Source organism: Gluconobacter sp. Dm-62 (assembly GCF_018256155.1).
Taxonomy (GTDB): Bacteria; Pseudomonadota; Alphaproteobacteria; order Acetobacterales; family Acetobacteraceae; genus Gluconobacter.
Window position 1 is genome coordinate 219,265 of the sequence record NZ_JAERLY010000002.1, and the last position, 25,759, is coordinate 245,023.

18 protein-coding genes are annotated in these 25,759 nt (G+C 59.4%); 6 read left to right on the forward strand and 12 right to left on the reverse strand.

Annotation, left to right across the window (positions count from 1 at the left end; all coding sequences use genetic code 11):
* Positions 1-449 precede the first annotated feature (449 nt).
* Positions 450-1,874, forward strand: a complete 1,425-nt coding sequence (locus JK202_RS02780) for a peptide MFS transporter (protein WP_211557843.1) — start codon at positions 450-452, stop codon at positions 1,872-1,874.
* On the opposite strand, the gene JK202_RS02785 is transcribed toward JK202_RS02780, so the two are convergent.
* The 12 genes from JK202_RS02785 to mutM form a co-directional block, all read right to left on the reverse strand.
* Positions 1,871-4,444, reverse strand: coding sequence for a cation:proton antiporter (locus JK202_RS02785; RefSeq protein ID WP_211557845.1), 2,574 nt, complete (start codon positions 4,442-4,444; stop codon positions 1,871-1,873). The genes JK202_RS02780 and JK202_RS02785 overlap by 4 nt on opposite strands.
* Positions 4,445-4,493: 49 nt before the next feature.
* Positions 4,494-5,114 carry a thiamine phosphate synthase gene (locus JK202_RS02790; RefSeq protein ID WP_211557847.1) on the reverse strand — a complete coding sequence of 207 codons (621 nt, stop codon included), beginning with the start codon at positions 5,112-5,114 and terminating at the stop codon, positions 4,494-4,496.
* A gap of 117 nt (positions 5,115-5,231) precedes the next feature.
* On the reverse strand, positions 5,232-8,201 hold the full coding sequence (locus tag JK202_RS02795; RefSeq protein WP_211557849.1) for an FAD-binding and (Fe-S)-binding domain-containing protein: 2,970 nt from the start codon (positions 8,199-8,201) through the stop codon (positions 5,232-5,234).
* A 77-nt stretch (positions 8,202-8,278) separates the two neighbouring features.
* Entirely contained in the window at positions 8,279-10,105 is a 1,827-nt protein-coding gene (gene glmS / locus JK202_RS02800) for a glutamine--fructose-6-phosphate transaminase (isomerizing) (RefSeq protein WP_211557851.1), read from the reverse strand.
* The gene (glmU, locus tag JK202_RS02805) at positions 10,105-11,439 is read right to left on the reverse strand and encodes a bifunctional UDP-N-acetylglucosamine diphosphorylase/glucosamine-1-phosphate N-acetyltransferase GlmU (RefSeq protein WP_211557853.1); all 1,335 of its coding nucleotides are present in this window, start codon (positions 11,437-11,439) and stop codon (positions 10,105-10,107) included. The genes glmS and glmU overlap by 1 nt, the downstream gene beginning before the upstream one ends.
* Before the next feature lie 104 nt (positions 11,440-11,543).
* Entirely contained in the window at positions 11,544-12,335 is a 792-nt protein-coding gene (locus JK202_RS02810; protein WP_211557854.1) for a DUF3108 domain-containing protein, read from the reverse strand.
* On the reverse strand, positions 12,325-14,769 hold the full coding sequence (gene gyrB, locus JK202_RS02815) for a DNA topoisomerase (ATP-hydrolyzing) subunit B (RefSeq protein ID WP_211557856.1): 2,445 nt from the start codon (positions 14,767-14,769) through the stop codon (positions 12,325-12,327). The genes JK202_RS02810 and gyrB overlap by 11 nt, the downstream gene beginning before the upstream one ends.
* Before the next feature lie 85 nt (positions 14,770-14,854).
* Positions 14,855-15,958, reverse strand: coding sequence for a DNA replication/repair protein RecF (gene recF, locus JK202_RS02820; RefSeq protein ID WP_211557862.1), 1,104 nt, complete (start codon positions 15,956-15,958; stop codon positions 14,855-14,857).
* A 13-nt stretch (positions 15,959-15,971) separates the two neighbouring features.
* The gene (gene dnaN / locus JK202_RS02825; RefSeq protein ID WP_211557869.1) at positions 15,972-17,096 is read right to left on the reverse strand and encodes a DNA polymerase III subunit beta; all 1,125 of its coding nucleotides are present in this window, start codon (positions 17,094-17,096) and stop codon (positions 15,972-15,974) included.
* Between the two features lie 90 nt (positions 17,097-17,186).
* Positions 17,187-18,626, reverse strand: coding sequence for a chromosomal replication initiator protein DnaA (gene dnaA, locus JK202_RS02830; RefSeq protein WP_249199563.1), 1,440 nt, complete (start codon positions 18,624-18,626; stop codon positions 17,187-17,189).
* Positions 18,627-18,945: 319 nt separating this feature from the next.
* Positions 18,946-19,215, reverse strand: coding sequence for a 30S ribosomal protein S20 (gene rpsT, locus JK202_RS02835; protein ID WP_211557871.1), 270 nt, complete (start codon positions 19,213-19,215; stop codon positions 18,946-18,948).
* Positions 19,216-19,340: 125 nt separating this feature from the next.
* Complete coding sequence (gene mutM, locus JK202_RS02840; protein ID WP_211557873.1) at positions 19,341-20,174, reverse strand: bifunctional DNA-formamidopyrimidine glycosylase/DNA-(apurinic or apyrimidinic site) lyase; 834 nt, start codon at positions 20,172-20,174, stop codon at positions 19,341-19,343.
* A 30-nt stretch (positions 20,175-20,204) separates the two neighbouring features.
* Between mutM and JK202_RS02845 the strand changes: the two genes are divergently transcribed.
* The 5 genes from JK202_RS02845 to JK202_RS02865 all read left to right on the forward strand — a co-directional run bounded on the left by JK202_RS02845 (position 20,205) and on the right by JK202_RS02865 (position 25,749).
* A complete protein-coding gene (locus tag JK202_RS02845; RefSeq protein ID WP_211557875.1) occupies positions 20,205-20,993 on the forward strand; it encodes a class I SAM-dependent methyltransferase in 789 nt (262 codons plus the stop codon).
* A 4-nt stretch (positions 20,994-20,997) separates the two neighbouring features.
* Positions 20,998-22,188, forward strand: a complete 1,191-nt coding sequence (gene coaBC, locus JK202_RS02850; RefSeq protein ID WP_211557876.1) for a bifunctional phosphopantothenoylcysteine decarboxylase/phosphopantothenate--cysteine ligase CoaBC — start codon at positions 20,998-21,000, stop codon at positions 22,186-22,188.
* 29 nt (positions 22,189-22,217) lie between these two features.
* Entirely contained in the window at positions 22,218-22,673 is a 456-nt protein-coding gene (gene dut, locus JK202_RS02855; protein ID WP_211557878.1) for a dUTP diphosphatase, read from the forward strand.
* Between the two features lie 90 nt (positions 22,674-22,763).
* Positions 22,764-24,410 carry a transporter gene (locus JK202_RS02860; RefSeq protein ID WP_211557880.1) on the forward strand — a complete coding sequence of 549 codons (1,647 nt, stop codon included), beginning with the start codon at positions 22,764-22,766 and terminating at the stop codon, positions 24,408-24,410.
* Between the two features lie 25 nt (positions 24,411-24,435).
* Positions 24,436-25,749 carry an AAA-associated domain-containing protein gene (locus tag JK202_RS02865; protein ID WP_211557882.1) on the forward strand — a complete coding sequence of 438 codons (1,314 nt, stop codon included), beginning with the start codon at positions 24,436-24,438 and terminating at the stop codon, positions 25,747-25,749.
* Positions 25,750-25,759 lie beyond the last annotated feature (10 nt).

The following is a 25,759-nucleotide window of genomic DNA, read 5'->3' on the forward strand; positions in this document are numbered from 1 at the left end:
TGTGTTCTCACAAAAACGTCAGAAATTTAAGATTCCCGAGTATATAAGTTGGCATAATATATCTTATACGACATCCATGTGTGAGTGATCCCGGCTGCAATCCACATTCTGAATTCTATCTTCATCCATTTCTCCCAAAGCCTTGAAAACAGCAGTTTTCGGGCATTTTTAGGCTGTGGCAAAAAGCCATAGAGCCTGTTTTCAAGGTTTTCTGCCCGGAATCAGACTGATTGCACTCGAACTTCCTAAGTCGCGCGGGCATTTTGCCATAATGCCAAAAACTAGACGCCAATGGCTTAATGCCACTGATCAACAAGCGGATTGTGGCGTAATGGCAAAATGCCATCCTGTGACCACCTGTGGTATTTTGCCACTTACCTCTCTCCCCTTTACCTCATTAGGCCTCTCCCTCTACGCAAGTCATTCCGCCGTTCTGCGAATGAGGCTGCATGACCGAGATTCTTCCTGTTTCCTCCGACGTTGCACCCTCTGCTATTGCCAGAAACCAGAGAGAACTCTGGGGACAGCCTATCGGGCTGTGGGTTCTCACGCTGACTGAAGGCTGGGTTGGCTTCTCGCTCTACGGGCTGCAGGCCATTCTGGCGCTTTATCTGACGGATCACCTGCTCCAGCCTGAACATTCGGGCGGTGTGCTTGGTTTGGCGCCGCTGGAACGGTTTGTTTCGGTTCTTTATGCCCCAATAGGACCACGTGCGATGGCTGGGGCCATTACGGGCCTGTTTCTGGCATTAATCTATGCCGCCCCTCTTCTCGGCGGCTTTCTCGCAGATCGTGTGCTCGGCCAGACCAGGACCATCCTGCTGGGAGCAGTGCTCATGACAGCAGGTCATTTCCTGATGGCGTTTGACTGGAGCTTCGTGCTGGCTCTCGGCCTTCTTCTGGCAGGTCTTGGTATGGCAGGAGGACTTAGGGCCCAGGTTGGCGCACTTTATGCGTTGAGCGATCGGCGGCGGTCAGATGCGTATCAGATCTATGCCATGGGCCTTCAGGTTGCCGTCATGGTGTCCCCAGTTCTGTGTGCCAGTCTCGCGCAAATTGCCTGGCACTGGGGGTTTTTGGCCGCAGGTCTGGGCATGTTGATCGGGCTGGTTGTTTATCTCATTGGCCGACGTTGGCTTCCGTCCGTTGCCGCATCTGCCAATTCGTTTTCGGGTACAGAGGAAAAGCACAAGCGCCCTGCCCTTACTTCCCGAGAAAAAAGAACGACGGCACTATTGTTGGTGCTGGTTCCTGTCATGGCTCTGGGAGCTGTGCCTAATTCTGAAATTTTTGATGGCTATCTGCTTTGGGGCCGCGAGCATTTCCAGCTTCATCTTCTGGGATACGAGATGCCGGTAAGCGATCTGGTTTCTCTCGACGGGTTTGTCAGCGCTCTCTGTTCCGTCGGTGTCCTGTGGTTCTGGAAATCCTATGCGCGCAGGCGGCAGGACGTGTCTGAAATCGCCAAGGTGGCAATCGGAACATTTATTGCTGCTTTCGCCCCGCTCCTGCTCGCTCTCGGAGCATGGCTCAGCCCCGGTCTTCACGAAGTGAGCCTGTTCTGGGGAGTGGCTTTCCACATCGTGAATGATATCGGTTTTTCAATGTACTATGCGATCGGAATGGCGCTCTTCTCACGCGCTGCACCGGTGAGCATCAACACCGTTCTCGTTGCCTGCTTCTCACTGCATCTGTTCCTCTCCAATCTTCTGATCGGAAAGCTCGCGACGCTTCTGGGACGCATGTCCGACGTCTCGTTCTGGCTGCTGCACTCGGGAGCAGCGTTACTGGCTGCGGCGATCCTTGGTTTCTGCGCCGTGCGCTTTCGAGAACTGCTGGCTCCCGAACAACAGATGCTGCCCCCTATCTCTTAAGGCGGTGCAACCAGACGCCGCATCTCCGTAGCGGAAGCTGTGGAGACGGCGTCACCATCCAGCGTGCGGACCGTGATGGGCGTGAGAAGCCCGTCTGCTCTTTTCTTGCTGCGCTGGATGATAAGACGCTGAACGATGGGATAGTCCTTCAGCAGTTTCTCAAACACCGGGCGCGGGATCGCAAGAAGATGACTGAACTGCAGGGAGCGCACCGTTCCAGGCATGATTTCGTTGCGGATGACCGATGCCGCGCCGATCAGGTCTCCGCTTCCGAACAGCAGATCCCGCTCCGCCAGATTGACCTCTGCCAGCCCAGCCACCTGCGCATAGACAACGCGAACGCGCTGCCCCCGCTTGAACAGGACTTCGCCGGGCGAAACGAAATGCATGGAAACCTTGCCCGAGAGCTTCTGCAGCACGCTGTCGGGAACACCATTAAAGGCCGGAAAGGCCCTGAGGCGCTGTTCGATGCCGCTCTTGAGATTGAATCGTAGTGGCGCATCCAGCCTGGCGCGCTGGCGTTCGATCTCACGGTGCAATTCGCGATGCAGTTCTTCGGAAATCAGGTTATCGGCTTCGAGTGCATCATATTCCTCGTCTTCGAGACGCAGGGCGATCTGACGCAGGATGCGACTTTCCAGCGCTTCGGAATAACCGGAGTAATGCAGACGCAGCGTCTCCAGCGCATCATCCAGCAGCTTACGTTGGCGCCCGAGCACTTCGGACACGATTTCCGTAATGCGTGGGCCAAGCGTTGGCTCCATGCGCTGGCGGATGAACCGTTGGAGCGACAGCGAGACGAGATGTGCGATGATGAGCATCTCGAAACGCTCCATCATGCAGTTCGTCAGCGGTTCGTCGATATGCAGGCGGCTATGGAGTTCCTGCGCGATCCGGAAGCGCAATGAAGGCTGAAGACGGCGTTTGAGGGCCCGGACATAACCATACCGCCCTTCGAGACGCGCACCATCTGCCATGGATTCAGCCGTGCGCAGCAATGTCTCCATGACCCGCCGGGACAGTCCCTGAATCCGGAACAGATCCAGCAGCAGGGAACGCTCCTGATTGGCGATGGTGATCAGGGCGATATTGACGCGGTTGCGGTCGCTCAGGGCGGATTCAAAATTATTGGCCGCCCTCTCCTTTTCCGCGCGCCGTTCCAGACGGCTGATGACGCCCGCGCGGGTCTGCTCACTGAATCCCAGTTCCTCGGAAAGCTCCCGTGTACGTTCCGCGACCTCCCCAAGACCGATGCCCACGATCTGCTGGCGGATGGCCTGATCAATCGGAGAAAGCTGATCCAGCTTGAAGAACAGGACGAGCGCGCGAAGCGTGGTCCCGTTGACCAGTAGCGTGATGAGCACGAAGCCTGTGGCGATGATGCCGACAAAATGGGCGACGGGGCTCGAAACGCTCTGGTTTTCGGTCACTGCCAGCGCTAGCGCCAGTGTGATGGCGCCACGGATGCCACCCCAGGCCATTGTGGCCTTGAAGGGATTGGGAACAGGCGGCGAGAGTTTCGTAATGGCCAGAAGCGGCAGCATTCCGAAAATCACGGCTGAACGTGCGATCAGGCCCGCGACGCTGGCGATCAGGATCAGAACGAAATCCCATTTCGTCATCCCGATCAGCAGGCGGGGCACCAGCATGGCGGCCAGCAGGAACACGAGCGAACCGGCCCAGAAAACGAGCTGCTCCCACATTTCATTCAGGAAGCGCCAGACCTGCGGCCGGAAAGTCGACGGTCCGTAAGCGGAGACCGTCAGTCCTGCCGCTGCCGTTGCGACAACGCCGGAAAAACCAAGCATCTCATCGCACAGGATGTAAACGGCATAAGGCAGCGCCAGCGTCAGCGTGACTTCGGACGCGGCCGATCCGCCCAGTCCTGCGATCAGGAGTAATGTGAGGCGCGCCAGACAGACGCCGACCACGATCGCACCGATGAAGGCCGTCAGGAAGTCCATCAGCGCGTCGGCCAGATGGATCTGATGATGCGACGTGACGGCGGCGAGCAGGATCGAGAAGATTGAAATAGCTGCAGCGTCGTTCAGGAGCGCTTCACCTTCGACAAGGCGGGTCAGACGCGAGGCCGCACCGATTTCGCGGAAGATTCCGGCCACGGCGGACGGATCGGTCGTGGCAACGATTGACCCAAGTAGCAGGCAGACGACGAGGCTTTGCTTGGCAAAGGGATAAAGCGCGAAACCGATGGTCGCAGTCGAGACGATGACAGCTACGACTGCCAGCAGAAGCACTGTCGCCGTTTCATGCGCCAGGCGACGCACATCAATGGCCATTGCACCCTGAAATACCAGAATGGGCAGGAAGATCAGCAGGAACGCTTCACTGTTGACCGGGAAATAGATCAGCGCCTCAGCGGCACCGTCCAGCAGGTCCGTGGCTGAGGAGCGGACGATAAGAGACGCAACGAGGCCAAGCCCGATCCCAGTCAGCGCCAGCAGGACAGCTTCGGAAATCTCGAGACGTTTCGCGAGCGGCTGAATGATGCTGACAAGCGTGAGCAGGAACGCAAGCGCTAGGAGTACGGCCGCAAGTCCTGTCACCATCATCGTTGTCTCGGCTCCTTCATGTGGTCGTCTTCAGACGACGTCGCGTGTTTCAAGTTGGTGCTGCTTCCCGGGAGACAGCGTCAAGCCAGCGTTGGACCCGACCTTCCGGGTCGTCGTGGCCGATGAAATCGCTCATGACAGCAACGGTATCGGCTCCGGCTTCCAGACATTTCGCCAGACGGGAAACCGTGAGGCCCCCAATCGCGACAAGCGGCACGTTCCCGCACAGCTTCCGCCATTCTGCCAGCTTTTCCACTCCCCGCCCGGTCAGCGGTACGCCTCGAAGCTGCGTGGACCAGACGGGGCCAAAGGAGACATAGTCCGGCCTGCAGGCCAGAGCTGTTTCCAGCTCCTCGTGGGTATGGGTCGAGATGCCAAACCTGATGCCAGCAGCCCGGATTGCATCGAGATCTGCCGTTTCCAGATCTTCCGGGCCAAGATGCAGCCATTCATAGCCCAGTTCTATGGCCGTCTGCCAGTAGCGGTTCAGCGCCAGCGACACATTGAAACGTGCCGCAAGCTCCTGAGCCAGCAGGGCCTGGGCCCGAAGGTCTTCTTCAGACAGATCGCGCAGATAGAGTTCGATGAAGCGCAGACCTGCTCCACCAAGTCGTTCTATCCAGCGTGGATGGTCGACGACGGCATAGATCCTGGATGGAAGGGAAGACATTACATTCATACTCCACAAGGCCTGCATGCACAGCCGCGTATCATCAGATCGGACAACACTGTTACAGCTTGGATCAAGGCCGTCCAGAGATGCGACATCCTTATCAACGTCTTGTTTTCATGAGCGTTCCTGCAAAGCGGATATCAATGCTTCTGCAGGATGCGCTGGGCGATGACCGGCCAGGCGCTCGGTCTGGCATCGACACGAGAACCCCGTTGCCAGAACAGGAGTTTCGACCTTCGTCGCCCAGTTTTGGTCAAAGATCTGGCGTGATAGTCCGGCATGCTCCTTCTGATGCCCGAAGAGCCCGGCCATACCGCAGCATCCCGCTTTCCCGGCATCAATTGACAGTCCGAAATGACGCAGAATGAAAGCCCAGTCTCCGGCACTCTCAGGCCGCGCAGCCTGCTCCGTACAATGGGAGATGACTGTCATGGCATTGCCATCGCGCCTGCCCTGCACGGTCCACAACGTCCCCTGCTCTATGTGTTTGCGAAGGAATGTCTCCAGCGGGATAACGGCTGGTATGGGCGTGTCTCCGGCGACTTCACGATATTCCTGCGTGAACATCAGCCCTGTTGCGGCGTCCAGCGAAACGACAGGAATATCAAAAGCCGCCAGAGACCTGAGTTTCCGTAAGGCCGTCCGGGCCGTGATGCCGAAGCCCTTGCGAAAGCCCAGAACATGACGGGCCTTGCCGTTGTCCCAGACGGGCGTCACCTTCACGTCCAGGCCAAGTGTGGAAAGAAGTGTATGAACCTTCTCGACAAGTCCACCGTCAAAGCTGCCGGTAAAGGAATCCTGCATCAGGATCACGGCGCGCGGGTTGGCACGGTTGCGACGCAGCCATGACCGGCTGACGCGATTTTCGGCGCCCACCCGTGCTGGATGCAGGCGCGGAAGGTCCACAAGTCCCAGACGGGACAGAACGCTCTGCGAGACCGGATTGTGCATCATGAGATTGGCCAGGGTCGGCGCCATGCGCCCTGCCGCCAGAAGTGGCTCCAGCCAGTAGACAAGGGTATCGCGAATGGGTCTGCGGTTATCGCGGAAGTAGGTCGAGAGAAACTTTGAACGCATGGAGGGGATGTCCACGCGGATCGGGCACTGTGTTGCACAGGCCTTGCAGGACAGGCAGGTATCAAGCGAAGACTTGAGTTCTTCGGTCAGGGCGGCAAGCATCCCCCGATCGGGTGCGTTTTCTGGCAAAGAGCGCAGTCTGGCCCAGCTCCGAAGCAGCAGGGCGCGGCCTTTGGGAGACTGCGACCTGTCTTTTGTGGCCTTATAGGACGGGCACATGGCCATGTCCGGCTCACGATTGAAGCAGGCGCCATTGCCGTTGCAGCTTACGGAAAGTGCGTAAGGCTCGCGGAGTGCGGAAGCGATTTCCGCGTCAAAGCTTCCTTTGAACGGGATGCCGTCGATCCGGTCCACGGGGTAGCCCGCACCGCCGGGTGCGAGCTTGCCCCGGTTGAAAATATCTTTGGGATCAAAGACATCCTTGATCCGGCAGAGTTCCGTGAACAGCGTCTTTCCAAAAAACAGTGGTGAGAATTCGCCCCGAAAGCCACGCCCGTGTTCACCCCAGAGCAGACCGCCATGACGTTTCGTCAACTCGGCCACGGCGTCTGAAATCGGGCGGATCAGCGCCTGGTCTTCCGACGTGAGCATATCCAGAAACGGCCTGACGTGCAGACAGCCGACATCGGCATGTCCGAACATGCCGTAGGACAGTCCGTAACCATCCAGAATATCGCGGAATTCGCTCACATATTCCGGCAGAACCTCCGGCGGCACGGCCGTATCTTCGACAAATGGAACACCCTGCCTGTGACCGTCAGGACGTCCGAGCAGTCCGACAGATTTTTCCCGCAACGTCCAGAGGTTCGCAATAATATCCGGATCTGAAACTGCTTTATGATCAATGGGTTGGTGAGAAGAGTTCTCGAGAAGCGTAACCGCATGTGCCATCTGCTGTTGCAGAACATCCAGATCGTCCCCGACGAACTCGACGAAGCTCATGCCCTTGACCGGGAGGGCGGATTTGTTGCCGAGAACGCGTTCAAGCGCGTGCCACGTTACGTCCTGCTGGGCTTTGGCGAGGACACGATCATCCAGAACCTCGACGGCAGACGGATTGGCCGGCAGAAGCGTCTGAACATCGCGTAAGGTGTCATTGAAGCTGGCATAGCGAACCACAATGAGTTGCCGATATTTCGGCAAACGGCAGACGCGAAGGATGACCTTTTTGGTTAGCGCAAGCGTCCCTTCCGATCCGGCCAGAAGGCGCGCAAGATGGAAGCTCCCATCCTCGAGCAACACGTTCTGGAGGTTGTATCCCGTCAGACCACGGTTCATGTCCGGGAAGACACGGCGGATTTCATCCGCCTGTTCCGTGACGACCCGATGAACCTCTCGGTATGCAAGGGCCGCGAGCCCCGCCCCTTTGTTCATGACACTCTCAAGCTGTTCAGCGGTCAGCTGCCCAACGTGGAGATCGGTTCCGTCCGCAAGCACAACGTCCATTGTTTCTATGTAGTCGGACGTCCGGCCATAGATCCGCGACCCTTTTCCAGACGCATCGGTCGCAATCATGCCGCCGATCGTCGCCCTGGTGGCGGTTGAAACCGTGGGCGGGAAGAAAAATCCGTGGGGTTTCAGGTATGCGTTGAGGCGGGCAAGGATGACGCCCGGCTCGACAGTAACCGTGCCAGCTTCGGCATCAAAATCCAGGATCCGGTCCAGATGGCGTGATACATCAACCACGACGCCATCCGTCAGGGACTGGCCGTTGGTGCCTGTTCCGCCCCCACGGATCGCAAGCGTCAGCCGCCCGTCTGCGGCGGCGCGCACGGTCCGGTTCAGATCTTCAGCGGTGCGTGGATGAATGACGGCAGCCGGAAGGCGCTGGTAAATACTGTTATCGGTCGAAGAGACCAGACGGGAGGAAACCTGAAGGCTGATATCACCTTCAAAGCCCTGTTCATCCAGTCGTCTGACAAAAGCTTCGCGTATGGCAATTTCGGAGGCGCTGGGAGAGAGCCCTGAATTTCCGGTTTGTGTTCCGGATATTGCGTCTCCGCCCATCGCTGCGTCTCCTTCAGGCTGCCATACGTGATGCTATTATAATGTCTGCAAAAAATTTCCCCCGATAGGAAAATCCTTCATTCGACCGTGACGGATTTGGCCAGGTTGCGAGGCTGGTCCACATCCGTGCCTTTAAGGAGCGCCACTTCATAAGCCAGCATTTGAACGGGGATGGCATACAGGATCGGCGCCACAAAGGCGTCCACGTCCGGCATGATGACGACCTGTTCTGCCACGCCCTCAAGACGCTTGGCCCCTTCGGCATCTGTAAACGCAAGAATGCGTCCGCCACGTGCTTTGGCTTCCTGAAGATTGGACAGGGTCTTGTCGAACAGGATCGTGGACGGGGCGATGGCGACGACCGGAACGGTCTGGTCGATGAGGCTGATGGGCCCATGTTTTAGCTCACCCGCGGCATAAGCTTCCGCGTGGATGTAGCTGATTTCCTTTAATTTTAACGCACCTTCAAACGCGATCGGCGTGCAGATTCCGCGTCCCAGATACAGCACATCCCGGGCCTGTGCGACAACTGCCGCCATCGCCTGAATATCCTTGGTTCGCGTGAAGACTTCCGCAGCACGGGACGGCAGATCCAGCAGGCTGGCTGTTAAACGTTCCTCGCGGGCCTGATCCATGGTGCCGCGAACGCGTGCAAAGTCGATCGCAAGGGCAGCCAGAACAGAGAGCTGCGCTGTAAAAGCCTTGGTGGAAGCGACAGAGATTTCCGGCCCCGCATCCATACCCAGCACAAGATCGCTTTCACGTCCCATGGTCGAATGTTCGACATTCAGCACGGAGACGATGCTCTGCCCGGCCTTCTTGAGGCTCCGTAGAACGCCCAGAGTATCAGCGGTCTCGCCGGACTGGGAAATCAGCAGCGCCACACCCTTGTCTGGCTGCGGCGGCTCGCGGTAACGCATCTCGGATGCAACATCGATTTCCACCGGAATGCGGGCAAGGGATTCCAGCCAGTACCGGCCAACCATGCCGGCATAATAGGCCGATCCGCAGGCCGTGATGGTGATGCGGGGAACCTGCGCCGGATCGAACGGCATCGCCGGCAGAGCAATGCGCTTCGACGCCGGGTCCGTGATCCGCTTCAGTGTCTGCCCGATGGCGACCGGGTGTTCATGGAGTTCCTTCTCCATGTAGTGCCTGTAGCCATCCTTGCCGACCTGACCTGCCATGAAGGTCAGGTCCTGAACGGGACGGCTGACTTCGGCACCTGTCATATCGAAGATCGTGATATGACCGGGAGTAAGCTCGCACCAGTCTCCGTCTTCCAGATAGGTCATCTTCCGGGCCATAGGGGCCAGGGCAATGCTGTCAGACCCGAGAAACATTTCGCCATTGCCGTACCCAACGGCAAGTGGCGCGCCATGCCGGGCGCCAATCAACAGGCCCTCATGATCCTTGAAAATCATGGCGATGGCGTAGGCGCCTTCCAACCGCTTGATCGCAGCAAAGGCGGCCTCGCGAGGTTCCAGTCCCTGACCCAGATAGTCATCGACCAGATGGGCGACGGTCTCTGAGTCCGTCTCGGTTACGAAAACACGTCCCTTCGCCTCAAGCTCCTTCTTGAGCGTGGCGAAGTTCTCAATGATCCCGTTATGCACGATCGCTACACGACCGGCTTCATGGGGATGGGCATTGTTTTCCGTGGGCGCGCCATGGGTGGCCCAACGCGTATGGCCGATGCCGGTTGTACCGGGCAGCGGGTGCTCCTTCAGGACATGTTCAAGATTGTCGAGCTTGCCGGCCGCACGGCGGCGCTCGATGTCTCCTGATGCCGTCAGCGTTGCGATACCGGCAGAATCATACCCGCGATATTCAAGGCGACGCAGCGCCTCGAACGCAATCGGACTGGCTGGCTGGTGTCCAACAATACCGCAGATACCGCACATCAGCCCTGTTCCTTCCGAGCTTTGAGAGATTGTTTGATCTGAAGGCCTCGTCCGCTTTTCAGCGTCTGCCGTGTGCGGCCCAGAGCCAGATCGCCCGCTGGAACGTCATCAGTAATGACACTCCCGGCCGCAATGAGCGCATCGTCCCCGATTGTCACCGGAGCCACGAGAATGGCATCCGAGCCAACAAAAACGCGCTCGCCGATTATGGTGCGGTGCTTGAACACGCCATCATAGTTGCAGGTGATCGTTCCTGCTCCGACATTCGTGCCGTTCCCGATGGAGGCGTCACCAAGATAGGTCAGATGATTGGCCTTTGCGCCCTCGCCCAGCTCCACATTCTTGAGTTCGACAAAATTGCCGACATGCGTGTGTGCGGCGCAGAGCGTTCCGAGGCGCAGGCGGGCATAAGGGCCAATCATTGCGCCTTCGCCGACTTCGCAGCCTTCCAGATGGGAAAAGGCACGAATGAGGGCACCGGAACGGACCCTGACGCCGGGGCCGAAGAAAACATTTGGCTCGATCGTCACATCCGCTTCGATAACGGTGTCAGTGCTAAAGAAAATGGTTTCTGGCGCAACGAGTGTCACACCTGCGTCCATGGCTGCGTTTCGAAGGCGCGTTTGAAGAGTTGCCTCAGCGCGTGCCAGCTCGGAACGGGAATTGATGCCTGCCAGCTCGGCTTCAGACGCTTCCACACAAATGACGGGACCGGTTTTCGCGGCCATTTCGACGACATCTGTCAGATAATACTCACTCTGTGCGTTATCAGGACGCACATTTGCGAGCCAGGCCCGGAAGTCGTTCGCGCCTGCGCACATGACACCTGCGTTGCAGAGCGTAATCTGGCGCTCTTCTTCCGTAGTGTCCTTGAACTCGACGATTTTCACGACCCTGCCCTGGTCTTCGACAATCCGGCCATACCGTCCCGGTTCCGCTGGCCGCATTCCCAGAAGTGCCAGACTGGCACCTTCTCTTCTCGCTTCCAGCAGACGTCGCATTGTCTCAGCCGTGATGAGCGGATTGTCAGCGTACAGGATGGCCACATCGCCGATCCCGAACAGATCCCGTGCCGTATTGGCGGCATGTGCCGTACCAAGCCGCTCGGTCTGCGTGACTGTTTTGAACGGATGGACAGCCTTTTCAAGCTCCGGCATGTCCGGGCCTGTCACTACGACCACATCATCAAAGACCTGCCTGGCGGTTGTGATGAGATGGTTGATCATTGGCTGGTTGCCCAGACGATGCAGCGCCTTTGGCAGGCTGGACTTCATGCGCGTGCCAAGGCCCGCGGCAAGAATGATGGCAGTGGTGCGATGGGTTGTGTCGGTCATGTCCCGCCCGGGGTATCCAAACCGCAGGCCCGCGTCAAACGGAGCCCGCAGACTGTTTCATCACTTCGAATTGCCGATTATTGCAAGACGATCTAAAGCCCTGTTCAGGGCGTTACGGCATGCTGCATGACGACCATGACGTGCCCAAGTTTTGGATGATTAAACTCGATCCGCACGGGGACCAGCCCCAGACCATCGATCTTTCTGAACCAGACTTCTCCCGGCTGGGGAGATGCCAGCTTTTCCCTGTTCGGGGAATCTTTCACGAAGCCGGCAAGCTGGCGACCCACGAAATCACATCGCATGGCCTGACCGGAGTAAGCTTCATCCTGTCCCTGCGGGATGTCCGCCATGGTGGGGCCATGCACGACCATTTCGCTCAAACGGATGCCATCAAAAACGATCTGTGATCCGTTGCATTTCCCCGTCGTTGTCAGGGAATGCAGCAGATGTGCCATGCCGCTCAGGGTATCGACGGTATGTGGCAGGGAACTGTCGGGGATCGGTTCACGGTCAGTTTCCGGCGGTTGAAGGTCCACAACCTTGGGGGTGTCATTCGAGAACTCGAGGCGGACATGCCGATGCTTGCCACGGGAGATGCCCCCACTGTCAAACAGGACAGGCTGCACATTGCCGTCAGGGGTAAACTGCCCCTGAACGCGCGATGTCACATCCATGGTCACGAACCAGCTGATCAGACCGGCAGGCTTGATCTGCGTGCTTCCGCCATAGCCCCAGGGTTGGAGCTGATAAGACGCCTGAGCGTTCAGGACGTGGAAGCCCTTGATATAGACTGCGTAAGCCGCATTCACCTGTCCGTCAGCGCGAGCCGAGCCGCAGCCCAGTCCGGCCAGCAGGGCAAGGGCCGCACCCGCTGCGAAAGCCTTAAACGTCAAGATTCGCGACTTTCAGGGCATTGCCGACGATGAAGTCCCTGCGGGGCTCCACGACGTCGCCCATCAGCGTCGAGAATACCTGTCCGGCATCTTCCACGTCCCCGATCCGGACCTGCAACAGGGTGCGGGTCGAAGGATCGAGCGTGGTATGCCAGAGCTGCTCGTCGTTCATCTCCCCAAGGCCCTTGAAGCGGTTGATCGTCAGACCACGACGTCCCTGAAGCAGGATGCGCTCCATGACGGCGGCTGGTCCGAACAGCTCGTAGGCGGTGGGATCGAGCGTAAGGGTGACAGGCTTTGCGAAATCGCGGGCCAGACGCTCCCGTTCCGACACCAGCCAGCGGGCTTCCGCTGAACGAAGAAGCGACGGCTCGATCCGGTAGACCTCACCCACGCCACGGACCGAACGGGCACATTCCAGACCGGTCTCTGAAATCGAGACTTTCCAGCCGCGCTCGTTTGGCAGCGAAGCGCCATCAAGACGCTGCTGGAACTCCGCCATCCGCGATGTCGCAACAGCGATATTGCTGTCCAGAACACCCGAAATGGCAGCCTGCTCCATAACCCAGACAGGAACCTTGGAGGCAATGCTCTGCAGGCGACGGGCCGCAGCAGACATGAACGTAATTTCTTCGGCCAGAACCTCGCCCGTCAGTTCACGGCTATCCGCAAAGCGCAGGGTTGCATTCGACAACGCCTTGTCCAGCAGATACTGCTCAAGCGCGGCGTCATCCTTGAGATAACGCTCTTCCTGACCGCGCTTGGCGCGATAAAGCGGCGGCTGGGCAATGTAGAGATAGCCCTGCTCGATCAGCTCCGGCATCTGACGGAAGAAGAATGTCAGCAGCAGCGTGCGGATATGCGAGCCGTCAACGTCAGCATCCGTCATGATGACGATCTTGTGGTAGCGCAGCTTTTCGGCCGAGAAACCACCCTGATCGACTTCCCCGCGCCCAATGCCGGTGCCGAGAGCCGTAATTAACGTGCCAATTTCAGCCGACCCCAGCATCCGGTCGAAACGGGCGCGCTCGACGTTCAGGATCTTGCCACGCAGCGGAAGAATGGCTTGAAAGCGACGGTCCCGGCCCTGCTTGGCCGTGCCGCCTGCGGAGTCACCCTCGACGATGAAGATTTCAGCCTTGGACGCATCGCGTTCCTGGCAGTCTGCAAGCTTGCCCGGAAGGGACGAGACATCGAGCACACCCTTGCGGCGCGTCAGCTCACGCGCACGGCGCGCTGCTTCACGAGCACTGGCGGCATCAATAATCTTGGCGACAATCGCCTTGGCTTCCTTGGGATGCGTCTCAAACCAGTGAGAAATCGCATCGGACGCGGCAGCGTGCACGACAGGTTGGACTTCAGACGAGACGAGCTTGTCCTTTGTCTGGGACGAGAACTTGGGATCCGGAACCTTCACGGACAGGACAGCCGTCATGCCTTCACGCATGTCCTCGCCTGTCAGCGATCCGGCCTCACGCTTGGCTACACCCTCGGCATACTTGCCGACAACGCGCGTCAGGGCCTGACGGAAACCTGCCAGATGTGTGCCGCCATCGCGCTGGGGAATGTTGTTGGTGAAGCACAGCATCGTCTCGTGATAGCTGTCGTTCCAGGTCAGAGCGAACTCGACGCGGATGCCGCTTTCCGGGTTGTCGATCTCGCCGATGATTGGCGGCGTAACGATGGAAGTTTTTGAAGAATCAAGCCATTGGGCGAATGCGCTCAGGCCACCATCATAGTGGAAACGCAGCTCTTTCGGCTCAGCATGACGTTCATCGCGCAGGACGATCAGCATCCCCGAGTTCAGGAACGCCAACTCGCGGACGCGACGCTCAAGGATGGAAAGATCGAAATCGACCTTCGTGAAGGTCTGCTTGCTCGGCTTGAACGTGACCAGCGTGCCACGGTCCTCGGTGGATGGGCCAATGACATGCAGGGCTTCGTCGCGCTCGCCATGCTGGAAGCGGATCTTGTGCTCCAGACCATTTCGCCAGATGAGAACTTCCATCCATTCGGACAGCGCGTTCACCACAGCCGCGCCCACGCCATGCAGACCGCCGGAAACCTTGTAGGAATTCTGGTTGAACTTGCCACCAGCATGGAGTTTGGTCAGCACAACCTCAGCCGCGCTGATGCCCTCTTCAGGGTGCAGATCGGTCGGAATGCCTCGCCCGTCATCCCGTACGGAGACCGAACCGTCTCCGTTCAGTGTCAGAATGCAATATGTCGCATGGCCAGCCTGGGCTTCATCGACCGCGTTATCGATGATCTCAAAGACCATGTGATGCAGGCCCGAACCATCGTCCGTATCGCCGATATACATGCCCGGACGCTTGCGGACGGCATCCAGGCCCTTGAGTACCGAGATGGAGGACGCGCCATAATCGTCACCGTCTACGCTTGGAATCTCGGGCTGGTTCTGGGTGTCTGACATGCGCGTGACGGTCTCCGTGGTACTCTGAAAAACTGTTGGATCAGTATAGCCCCTGCCGTCCGTTTAGGCCAGCGGCGGCGGGATGTCAGGACGGCGATATGGTGCCATCCCTGACGCTAAAAAACTGTGCACGGCCTGCTATTGGCGCAAAGGCTTCGGCATCCGTACCCGTAATCAGGATCGGTGCCCGTAATCCCTCAAGGCTTTCGAGCAGGGCGCGGCGTCGCGTTTCGTCCAGATGCAGCAGGGGTTCGTCAAGCAGGATCGCCGGGGCCTGCCCCCGCTCCTGTGTCATGAGGCGGGCATGGGACAGGATTGTGCCGGTCAGCATGATTTTCTGCTGCCCGCTGCTTGAAAGCTCGGCGGTGCGTCCTGTTGCGGTATCCGAGAGCGTAAAATCAGCCCGGTGTGCCCCGATGGATGTCGTGGAGCGTTGCCTGTCTTCGGCCCGGGCCTGTTGCAGGCTGCTTCTGATCCAGTCTTCAACGTCCAGTGCCGGCTGAGTTGCGAGGCGGCTGGCGATCGCGCAGTCCAGATGCAATGTGCTGGCTGAAAATCCAGTATTCTCAAAAGGATGGGCGTTCATGCTCTCAATGAGTGCAAGGCGCGCTGCGGAGGCCGCAACCGCGTGGCGGCCAATGGAATCTTCGATGGAAGAAAGCCATGCTGCTTCAGTGGGGCGTTCGGAAAGGACCCTGTTCCGGCTGGCAACCGAGCGGTCATGCGCCGCAATCTGACGTCCGTGATCGGGGGACAGCGCCATGACCAGCCGATCCAGAAACCGCCGTCGGCCGCTGGAGCCTTCCTGAAAAAGCCGATCCATTTGCGGGGTCAGCCAGACGCAGGAAAACTTCTGGCTGATTGCGGCCTGCGAGCGGATGTTTTCACCATCAAGGCGAAAGGTACGGCGCTGTTTTTCGGTCAGGTCGCTGCCTGTGCCGATCCGGAATTCGTCCAGTCCGGATTGGAGCGTCGCCGCAACGCCCCACCGCTCGGCTCCTGTGCGGCAGAGCGCAGGAAGAGCGGCCCCGCGCAGCCCCCGTCCGGGCGCCAGCAGGGAGACGGCTTCGAGCAGATTGGTTTTTCCAGAACCGTTCTCCCCTGTCAGAACCAGAATGGAAGCATCCGGGCTCCAGACAGTATGGGTGTAGTTCCGGAAATCCGTCAGCGCGAGCCGGGTCAGTTTCAATCTGGGCTCGTGTTCAGACCCGCATGGGCATCAGGACATACAGCGCCGAAGGCGACGCCGTGTCACGGACGATGGTAGGCGCAGAGCTGTCGGAAAATGCGAATTCCACTTCCACGTCGATCTGGTCTGTGATGTCGGTCAGGTAGCGCGCCTGAAAGCCGATTTCGATTGGTGCGGCATCGTAGGAGACGGCATTTTCGTCCAGTTCCTCGTGGGCCACACCCTGATCAGGACTGGTAGCGGACAGGTTCAGCATGTTCTGCGTCACCGACAGCTTGACCGGGCGCGAACGCTCCTGACTGATCGCTGCAACGCGACCGACGGCTGCTGCGAAGTCACGCTTGCCGACACGCAGAATGCGATCATTGCCCTTGGGAATAACGCGCTCGTATTCCGGGAAGGTTCCATCGATCAGCTTGGACGTCAGCAGAACCGGACCCGCCTGGAACTGGATGCGGGTGTCAGACAGGGACACTTCCAGATCGGCTGCCCCTTCATCGAGCAGCTTGCGCAGTTCGTTGATGGTCTTTCGCGGGATGATGACGCCCGGCATGCCGCGCGCGCCTTCAGGCACATCCGTTTCAACGCGTGCCAGACGATGGCCATCCGTCGCAACAGCGCGCAGCATCGGGGTGGCCCCATTTTCTGCGACGTGCAGATAGATGCCGTTCAGGTAATAGCGGGTTTCTTCGTTGGAGATGGCGAATTTGGTGCGGTCAATCAGCCCACGAAGTGTCGCGGCTGGGATAGTGAAGCGATGCGGCAGGTCACCCGCGACCATGGCCGGGAAATCATCGACCGGCAGCACGTTCAGACTGGTGGCGTAGCGACCGGCCCGCAGGGCGAGCGGTGCTTCGCTGTCCTGATGATCGAACTCAAGGGCAACGCCATCGGGCAGTTTGCGGACGATCTCAAAGAGCACGGCCGCCGGAACGGTCGTGGAGCCGGAACGCTCGCCAGTCGCGGGAACGTCTTCCACCACTGCGATTTCCATATCTGTCGCTGTCAGGCGCAGGACGTCATCCTGATAGGTCATCAAAACGTTGGCCAGAATGGGAATGGTATTCCGCTTTTCCGCAACGCCATGAATATGCGCCAGAGCCCGTTGCAGCAGGGTACGGTCAACCTTGAATTTCATTCCGAGCCTCGGCGAAGATCTTGAATTAATTGAGAGAACCTAGCAGACTCCCGCCCCTCGGGAAAGAGAGGGATCGGAGGTCCTGCCCGGTCAGCCTTCCAGCATCCGGCGCAGCAGTTCCACGTCCTCGGCGAAGGACGCATCCTGGTCCATCAGTTCGGTGACGCGGTTGACGGCGTGCATGACGGTCGTGTGGTCGCGGTTGCCGAACTTGCGTCCGATTTCAGGAAGAGAGCGGCTGGTGAGCTGCTTGGCCAGATACATGGCCACCTGACGCGGCCGTGCGACAGCCCGGGCACGGCGGGCGGAGGACATATCCGTTAGGCGGATGTTCCAGTGCTCGGAAACCTTGCGCTGGATTTCCTCGATCGTGACGCGGCGATCATGGGCCTTCAGCATGTCCTTGAGAACATCCTGCGTCGTATCGAGCGTCACGGGGCGACCAACGAGATCTGCATGGGCAATCAGGCGGTTGAGCGCGCCTTCAAGTTCACGGACATTGGTCGTGATCTTGTGGGCGAGATATTCCAGCACCTTGGATGGAACATGCGTGCCGGACGCCTTGGCCTTGGCTTCCAGAATGGAAATACGCAGCTCGAAGGTCGTGGCATGGATATCTGCGACCATACCGCAGCCCAGACGGGTCCGCAGACGGTCTTCAAGGCCTGACAGGTCAGAAGGACTCTTGTCGGCGCTGACAATGATCTGGCGCCCAGCATCGACGAGGGCATTGAACGTATGGAAGAATTCTTCCTGCGTGTTGTCCTTGCCGATCAGGAACTGCAGATCGTCGATCATCAGCACGTCAACGGAACGGAGCTGTTCCTTGAACTCCATCGTGGACTGCGAACGGATCGCCGCGATGAAGCGGTACATGAACTTTTCCGCGGACATATAGGCTACGGAGACCTTGCCGGTCCGGGTCAGTTCCGTGCCGATGGCATGCATCAGATGCGTCTTGCCGAGCCCCACGCCGCCATACAAGAACAGCGGATTGAAGCCGGGGCTTGAAGGCTTTTCGGCGACGCGGCGTGCGCAGGCATAAGCGAACTCGTTCGGCTTGCCGACGATGAACGTGTCAAACGTGAAACGCGGATCAAGCGGTACGGCCAGATCGCTGCGATTTTCAGGCGGAGCGCTTTGCGGCACGATATCCGCGGAAGAACCGGTTTCTTCGCCAGCGTCGTCAGCATCCCCCATCGAGACTTCAGGAAGGCCGCGCTTGACCTGAAGCTCCACGCCTTTGATGTCTTCGCGCTCGGTACGCCAGAGCGTCTGAAGACGCTCCTCATACTGACTGCGGACCCAGTCACGCAGGAATCGCGTGGGCAGATAGAGAGTCAGTTCATCTTCGTCGAGTGGCCCCAGAACGATCTGCCGGAGCCATGTCCGGTATTCGACCTCGCCGACCTCACTCTTCAGTTTCTCACGAACGCGGACCCAGGCGGTCTCAAGCGGTGTCGTCGAACCGGGGGCGGAGGCGCTGGCGTCCAGATACTGAGCGTTTTCCACCATTGTACCCCCTTTCATATCCATTCCCGCACGAGACGGGCGTCAGTTGTGGTTCCCTGCGCGCAGGGCGATTGTGCTCTCGACAGAAATCTGCAGCAGAAAAGCTGGCGAATTTCCGGAGAGCCAGGCATCCGATACTTTTTTGTCGAACGCTCAGGATAGGCGCCCGCTCTGCCCGAAGCAAGCTGGAACACGAAGGGTTCAGCGGGATGTCATGAGGGTGTTCCCCATAAGCAACCCAAGGTCAGACACTCGGGGAAAAGATCTGGGATGCAGTCAAAAAAGAACGCGCTCCCGGAGGGGAGCGCGTTCTTCAGTTCCAACCCGAAGGTGAAGCTCAGGCGGTTGCCAGAGCCTTCACGCGAGCGGACAGACGGGACAGCTTGCGGCTGACCGTGTTCTTGGCAATCACGCCCTTGCCAGCTGCGCGCTGCATTTCCGGCTGTGCAACCTTGAAGGCTTCGGCAGCAGCGGACTTGTCACCGGACTGGATGGCGAGTTCGATCTTCTTGATGAACGTGCGCATACGGGACATGCGGGCAACGTTGCGCTCACGGCGACGTTCGTTCTGACGGATACGCTTGCGGGCAGAAGCTGTGTTTGCCATGGATCTTTCGGTTCAGTTTGCGTTTTGGTCGCGTAAATGGTTGGCGCCCTCTACTCCGCTCTGGCGGGTCCCGTCAAGCGTTTTGCACATTTTACACAGGATGGGGGCATCTTTCCGGACCGCGATCATTTCTGACAGGCCGGGCAGAAGAACGTCGAACGGCCCGACTGCGTGATGCGCCGGATCGGGCTGGCTTCTCCACAATTGGGGCATGGAGCCCCTTCCCGTCCATAAACGAGGTGCAAGGCCTGAAACCCGCCTTTGGTACCGTCAGCCTGCACGTAGTCGCGCAGGGACGATCCTCCAGAGGCGATGGCCTGTTCCAGAATTTGCGAGATGGCTTCCGCAAGGGCGGAGCTGTCTTCTTTCGTAAGGGTAAGAGCCTGTCGCTCGGGATGAATGCCGCAGCGGAACAGCGCCTCACACACATAGATATTTCCCAGACCTGCAATCAGCTTCTGGTCGAGGAGCGCAGATTTTATCGGCGTACGACGGTCCCGGAACAGATCTGCCAGTGCCGGCCCATTCATGACGTCCGAAAGAGGCTCCATGCCCAGATGGGCCAGGAGACGGTGACTGTCCTCCTCAGAAGTAGGAACCAGATCAACCATCCCGAAGCGCCGGGGATCGACCAACCCTGCCCGCGCACCGCTTTCCGTCTCCAGAACCAGATGCTCGTGCGCCGGTGGAGTCGCATTCGTCCGCGCCCGGCCGATCGTGAGTCGGCCCGACATCCCCAGATGCAGTAGCATGCTCCACCCGCCTTCAAGGCGCATGAGAATATACTTCGCGCGCCTGCGGAACGAGAGAACGCGCCGGCCTTCCAGCTTCTCCCGCAGATCTGCGGGAAACGGCCATCGAAGGTCCGGGCGGTTGACGGAAACATGGCTGATTCGATGCCCTTCAAAGGCATCACGAAACCCGCGCATGACGGTTTCGACTTCTGGAAGCTCTGGCATGGGTGGGCGCAAAGATATATCGATTGGCCCATGACCGATAGCGCAGAACACAACGCCTCGCCCTTCCAGTCCTCCGCACAAGCCGAGGACACCATCGATTTCGGCTACCGCAACGTCCCGCGTGGCCAGAAAAAGACGATGGTCCGGGAGGTGTTCGAGAGCGTCGCCGGGAAATACGACATCATGAATGACGTGATGTCGCTGGGAATTCACCGCGTCTGGAAGCGCATTTTCGTTGGGATGCTCAATCCGCGCCCCAACATGAAGCTGCTGGATCTGGCGGGCGGTACGGGCGACATCACGTTCGGCTGGCTGCGTGCCGGTGGTGGCCCCGCCATCCTGTCCGACATCAATGCCGCCATGCTGTCCGTCGGCCGTGACCGCGCCATCAAGGCCGGACTGATCGGCAAGATCGAGGTCTGCGTCGTGGACGCGGAAGCCATCCCCCTGCCGGACTGCTCTGTTGATCGCGTGACGATTGCCTTTGGCTTGCGCAACTGCACGGACAAGTCGGCCGTGCTGCGCGAGGCACGACGCGTCCTCAAGCCGGGTGGGCGCTTCTTCTGTCTCGAATTCTCGCAGGTCGAAATCGCAGCCCTCGCTCCGGTTTACGACCTGTGGTCCTTTCAGGTGCTGCCCAAGATGGGACAGATCATTGCCAAGGACTCTGAGAGCTACCAGTATCTCGCCGAAAGCATCCGCATGTTCCCCGATCAGGAAACGCTGGCCCAGATGATGCGCGATGCCGGGCTGGAACAGGTCCAGTATCGCAACCTGTCCGGTGGCATCGCCGCCATCCATTCCGGCTGGCGTCTGTAAAACCATGCGCCGCGTCCTGCTGATCGTCTCGGGAGGGATCGCAGCGTTCCGGGTGCTTGAACTGGTGCGCCTGCTGCGGGCTGAGGGCATTGCCGTCACGCCCGTCATGACCGAAGCGGCAAAGGCTTTCGTCACGCCGCTCAGCCTTGAAACGCTGGCGGGCGAACGTGTGCACGACGCGCTGTTCGAACCCACGCAGGAAAGTGAAATCGGCCATATCGCTTTGGCCCGCAGCGCGGATCTGGTGCTTGTCTGCCCCGCCACAGCCAACATCATGGCGCGCATGGCTCATGGGTTGGCGGATGATCTGGCGACCACGTTGCTGCTCGCGACCACGTCCCCCATTCTGCTGGCCCCGGCCATGAATGTGCGAATGTGGGAACATCCCGCCACGCAGGCCAACCTGAAACTGCTTGAGGCGCGTGGCGTCTCCGTCGTCGGACCAGATGTGGGCAGTATGGCCTGTGGCGAAGTCGGTGCCGGACGTCTGAGCGAGCCTCCGGTGATCCGCGATGCGATTCTGCGTCTTCTGACACCGGACCATTCCTTGGCCGGACGTCACATTCTGGTGACGGCGGGCCCAACTGTCGAGCCGCTCGATCCCGTGCGTTTCCTGTCGAACAATTCTTCAGGCCGGCAGGGCTACGCCATCGCGGCGGCTCTGGCGAAGCGCGGTGCGGAAGTCACGCTGGTCAGCGGTCCGGTTTCGATCCCTGTCCCCGAGGGCGTACACCGTATCCCGATTCAGACGGCGCGCGACATGCTTGCCGCCTGTGAAGCCGCTCTGCCGGCCGATGCCGCAATCTGCACAGCGGCTGTCAGCGACTGGCGCGCAAAAGACATCGCCCCTGGCAAGATCAAGAAAACCGGTGATGGGCCGCCCACGCTTGAACTGATGGAAAACCCGGACATTCTGGCGACCATCTGCCGTCTGCCTCAACGCCCCCCCCTTGTCGTAGGCTTTGCTGCCGAAACGGACGACGTTCTGGACAACGCCCAGGCCAAGCGTCTGCGCAAAGGGTGCGACTGGCTTGTGGCCAATGATGTGCGACAGGGCGTGTTCGGCGCCATGCGCAACACTGTCAGCCTGATTGACGACACTGGCGTTCAGAACTGGCCGGAAATGGACAAGACGGACGTCGCGGAGCAGCTTGTGCAGAGGATTGCAGCGTTCTTCGCTGATCCATCTTCATAGGGATCGCAATCCGCGATAAGACAGGTGTCATGACGACAGACCTGATTGATGTGCGCATCACGCGCCTGCCTCATTCCGAAGGCCTTCCCCTTCCCGCCTATGCCACTACTGGTGCCGCAGGATTCGATTTTCTGGCCGCTGTGGACGCCCCCATGACGATCGCTCCGGGTGAGCGCGTTCTGGTGCCGACCGGCCTGTGCATTGCCCTGCCGCCCGCTTACGAGCTTCAGGTGCGCCCGCGGTCCGGTCTGGCACTCAAGCACGGCATCACGCTGCCTAATTCCCCCGGCACCATCGACGAGGATTATCGTGGCGAACTCCGCATCATCGTCATGAACGCTGGTACCGAGCCGTTCACCGTCGAGCGTGGCACCCGGATCGCACAGGGCGTGCTGGCCCCGGTTTCGCGCCTGCGCTGGGCCGAAGTCGAAACGCTGGACGAGACGGTCCGTGGCCAAGGCGGCTTTGGCAGCACCGGCCACTGATCCGGCCGGTGAGATGCAGAAAACACTTGAGCCTTCCAGACGTCTCTTTCTAACCTCTGCTTTCCATCAGGAACGAGGACAGACGTCATCATGACGGGCAGCCCGATGGCCATGCCCCTGCGGATCATGCATCGCTGGCGTCAGCGCATGAGCGGTATCGAACTTTCGATTCTGTTCTGCGCAACAGCGTTCGCCCTGTTTGTCGCGCATCGTGGATCCGTTGCGCCTGTCCTGTCTGCCGTGCCAGCAGGTGTCGCGTCTCCTTTATGGGAAGCCGCTGCGCTGACACTCCTGCATATCGCTCTGTCGCTGATGATCGTCGTCGGAGCCTCTCTGCTCCTGTCGGGTGCGGCCTGTCAGTGGCCGCGTTTTCGAATATTTCTGATCCCTGCCCTTTCAGTTGCCCGCGCCGTGCCCGGTCTTGGACTGATTGGCATTCTGGGGGCTGTTTTCCCGCCTTCCCTGACGATTATGCTGGTTGCGGCATCGAGTATGATCTGGCGGATCGTGACAGCCGTTCTGGATGCCGAGGACACGCTTCCGTCTGCGCTTGATGAAGTGGCGACGGGCCTGCGCATGACAGGCTGGCAGCGTTTCTGGCGGTTGCACATTCCTGTTGCCGTGCCGCTGACGACGTTCAGAGCCATGCAGGCCATGCCTGCCTTCTGGGTGCGACTTCTGGCTGCGGAAGGTCTTATGATGCTGATGAGCCATCAGACCACTGGGGGATGCGGTGCAGCGGCTCTGAGAGCCATGCTCGATCACCATCCACTCCGGATCATCGAAGTTTCTCTGATTATTCTTTTTCTGATTCTCGTGATCGATCAGGCAGTGCTTCGACCGATGGTAGGCTGGGCGCAGCGTTATCGCCCAGAGGGCCCTTTCGAAGAGCGCGTCCGGCCGCAATCCTGGCTGCTGACATTCTGGCGGCGGACGAAACCGATGCTCTGGCTCAGCGGAGCTGTGGGGCGTGCGCTTACCTGGATAGGGAACTGGCGTCTTGGACGCCCCCGCACCATTCTTCCTGAAAAAGATGCGGTGGTGCTTCGGGAGTTTCCCGATGCTCTCCTGCCGATAATTTCGCTACTTTTGCTCATGTACGCGATCTATCACGCGGGTCTGTTACGGCTGCTTCCGTCGGATCTTGCTGAAAGCGTACTGACCCTTTCGCATGTCTGCGGGACGCTGGTCCTGTGTGTTCTGGTGTGGGTTCCGCTGGGTCTTCTGATCAGTGAGCGCAAACCTGCATTCCGCAATCCATGTCGGGCTGCCGTGGCGGCGTGTGGGCTCTTTCCGGCCCTTCTGCTCTATCCACTTTGCAGGAAACTGGGACTGAATTCCGCGGCCATACTGCTTTTTCTGGGAGCGCACTGGCTGGTCGGAATCGTTGTTCTCGATGCAGCAAAGGCCATCCCTTCAGGCCTGCGTCAGGTGTCTGCCGGATTACGTCTGCGCGGTGTTCTGCTGTGGCGGCGTCTTTTGCTTCCTGCCATTGCGCCGGAACTCTGTGGCGGCCTTCTGACAGCCGTGGTTCCGGTCTGGAATGCCGTAATGGTGGCGGAGGCGTTCGTGCCGTCTGACAGCGGGCTCGGGGCGGTTCTGCTCTCCGAGGTCCTCGGTGGGGCTTTAGGTGCGCAGATCCTTGCCCTGATGCTCCTGACGCTTCTGTCCATGCTGCTGGATCGACTGGTTCTACAGCCTCTCGCCGTCAATGCGGCCCAAAAATATACGATCTGAACCTCAGGCTGAAATTCACAGACCCATGAAATCGCTTCTATCCCTTCGCGAATGTCGCCAGACCTATCTCAAGGAAAGCAGCACGGATCTGGTTGTGCTGGATCATGTCAGCTTCGATGTGCGCACGGGTGAAATCCTGGGTCTGCTCGGGCGGTCCGGGTCTGGAAAATCCTCGCTGCTGCGGATCATGGCCGGGCTGACACCTCCGATGTCGGGGCAGGTCCTCTGGCAGGGGGCTCCTGTAACCGGCCCGCTGGATGGTGTCGCGACGGTTTTTCAGTCTGGCGCGCTCTTTCCCTGGCTGACGCTGCGGCAGAATGTCTCTCTCGGGCTGGAGATGCGCCGCCTGCCTCGTGCCGAACGCGAGACCATGACAGACGCCGCCATCGAGGTCATGGGTCTTGAGGGCTACGAAAACGCGTACCCCAAGGAGCTGTCCGAAGCGCTCAGCCAGCGTGTCTCCTTCGCCCGCGCGCTGGCGCTTCAGCCGTCCCTGCTTCTGCTGGATGAGCCCTTCTCGGCGCTGGATGTCCTGAGTGCGGAGAATTTGCGGACCGATCTGATCGAGCTGTGGGATGAAAAACGCCTGCCCCTCAAGGCCATGCTTCTAGCCACGCACGGGATTGAGGAAGCAGTCCTGATGTGTGACCGCATTCTCATCTTTTCGTCCAGTCCGGGCCGCGTGACCCATGAGATCGCGGTGCCCTTCCCCCATCCGCGCAACCGCGACGATGAGGATTTCCGGCGCTTCGTGGACCAGATCTATTCGCTCATGACACGTCGTGCACCCATCGTGTCTGAAGCGGACCCGGTTCAGCCTTCCTCTGCTGCGGGCATGACCCTTCCACCGTTTTCGATCGTGTTGCCTGATCTTGCAGTTGAAGTTCTGGTCGGGCTGATGGAAGTTCTGGGGAGCGAGCCGCTCTCAGGCCGGGCTGATCTGCCGGAGCTTGCGCAGCGACTTCAGATGACGCTCGATGATCTTCTCCCGCTCGGTGAATCGTTGCAGTTACTGGATCTGGCAGAGCTGGAAGATGGCGATATCCTCCTCACGCCCGACGGTCAGGCCTTCGTTGAGGGCGATTCCGACACCCGCAAGGACCTGATGCGAACAGCGCTCCTGCATCATCTTCCCTTGCTCCGCTCCATCCGCGGGACGCTGGACGAGCGTTCAAGCCATGTCGTGGACGCTGCCCGCTTCCGCAAGGCTATGGAGGAGAGCATGTCGCCCGACTATGCACGCCAGACCCTCACCACGGCCATCGGCTGGGCCCGCTACGCGGAACTCTTCGACTACGACGAGGAGTCCGACCGCTTCCATCTGGAGAACGAGGAATAAGCTGCCCGCG

Excerpts from the sequence above, each read along its gene's own strand:
- coaBC (WP_211557876.1), top strand. The coding sequence starts at position 20,998 with ATGCGCCGCGTCCTGCTGATCGTCTCGGGAGGGATCGCAGCGTTCCGG.
- JK202_RS02785 (WP_211557845.1), bottom strand. The coding sequence starts at position 4,444 with ATGATGGTGACAGGACTTGCGGCCGTACTCCTAGCGCTTGCGTTCCTG.
- gyrB (WP_211557856.1), bottom strand. The coding sequence starts at position 14,769 with ATGTCAGACACCCAGAACCAGCCCGAGATTCCAAGCGTAGACGGTGAC.
- dnaN (WP_211557869.1), bottom strand. The coding sequence starts at position 17,096 with ATGAAATTCAAGGTTGACCGTACCCTGCTGCAACGGGCTCTGGCGCAT.
- rpsT (WP_211557871.1), bottom strand. The coding sequence starts at position 19,215 with ATGGCAAACACAGCTTCTGCCCGCAAGCGTATCCGTCAGAACGAACGT.
- JK202_RS02795 (WP_211557849.1), bottom strand. The coding sequence starts at position 8,201 with ATGGGCGGAGACGCAATATCCGGAACACAAACCGGAAATTCAGGGCTC.
- JK202_RS02790 (WP_211557847.1), bottom strand. The coding sequence starts at position 5,114 with ATGTCTTCCCTTCCATCCAGGATCTATGCCGTCGTCGACCATCCACGC.
- dut (WP_211557878.1), top strand. The coding sequence starts at position 22,218 with ATGACGACAGACCTGATTGATGTGCGCATCACGCGCCTGCCTCATTCC.
- JK202_RS02865 (WP_211557882.1), top strand. The coding sequence starts at position 24,436 with ATGAAATCGCTTCTATCCCTTCGCGAATGTCGCCAGACCTATCTCAAG.
- JK202_RS02845 (WP_211557875.1), top strand. The coding sequence starts at position 20,205 with ATGACCGATAGCGCAGAACACAACGCCTCGCCCTTCCAGTCCTCCGCA.
- JK202_RS02780 (WP_211557843.1), top strand. The coding sequence starts at position 450 with ATGACCGAGATTCTTCCTGTTTCCTCCGACGTTGCACCCTCTGCTATT.
- mutM (WP_211557873.1), bottom strand. The coding sequence starts at position 20,174 with ATGCCAGAGCTTCCAGAAGTCGAAACCGTCATGCGCGGGTTTCGTGAT.
- JK202_RS02860 (WP_211557880.1), top strand. The coding sequence starts at position 22,764 with ATGACGGGCAGCCCGATGGCCATGCCCCTGCGGATCATGCATCGCTGG.
- glmU (WP_211557853.1), bottom strand. The coding sequence starts at position 11,439 with ATGACCGACACAACCCATCGCACCACTGCCATCATTCTTGCCGCGGGC.
- glmS (WP_211557851.1), bottom strand. The coding sequence starts at position 10,105 with ATGTGCGGTATCTGCGGTATTGTTGGACACCAGCCAGCCAGTCCGATT.
- dnaA (WP_249199563.1), bottom strand. The coding sequence starts at position 18,626 with ATGAAAGGGGGTACAATGGTGGAAAACGCTCAGTATCTGGACGCCAGC.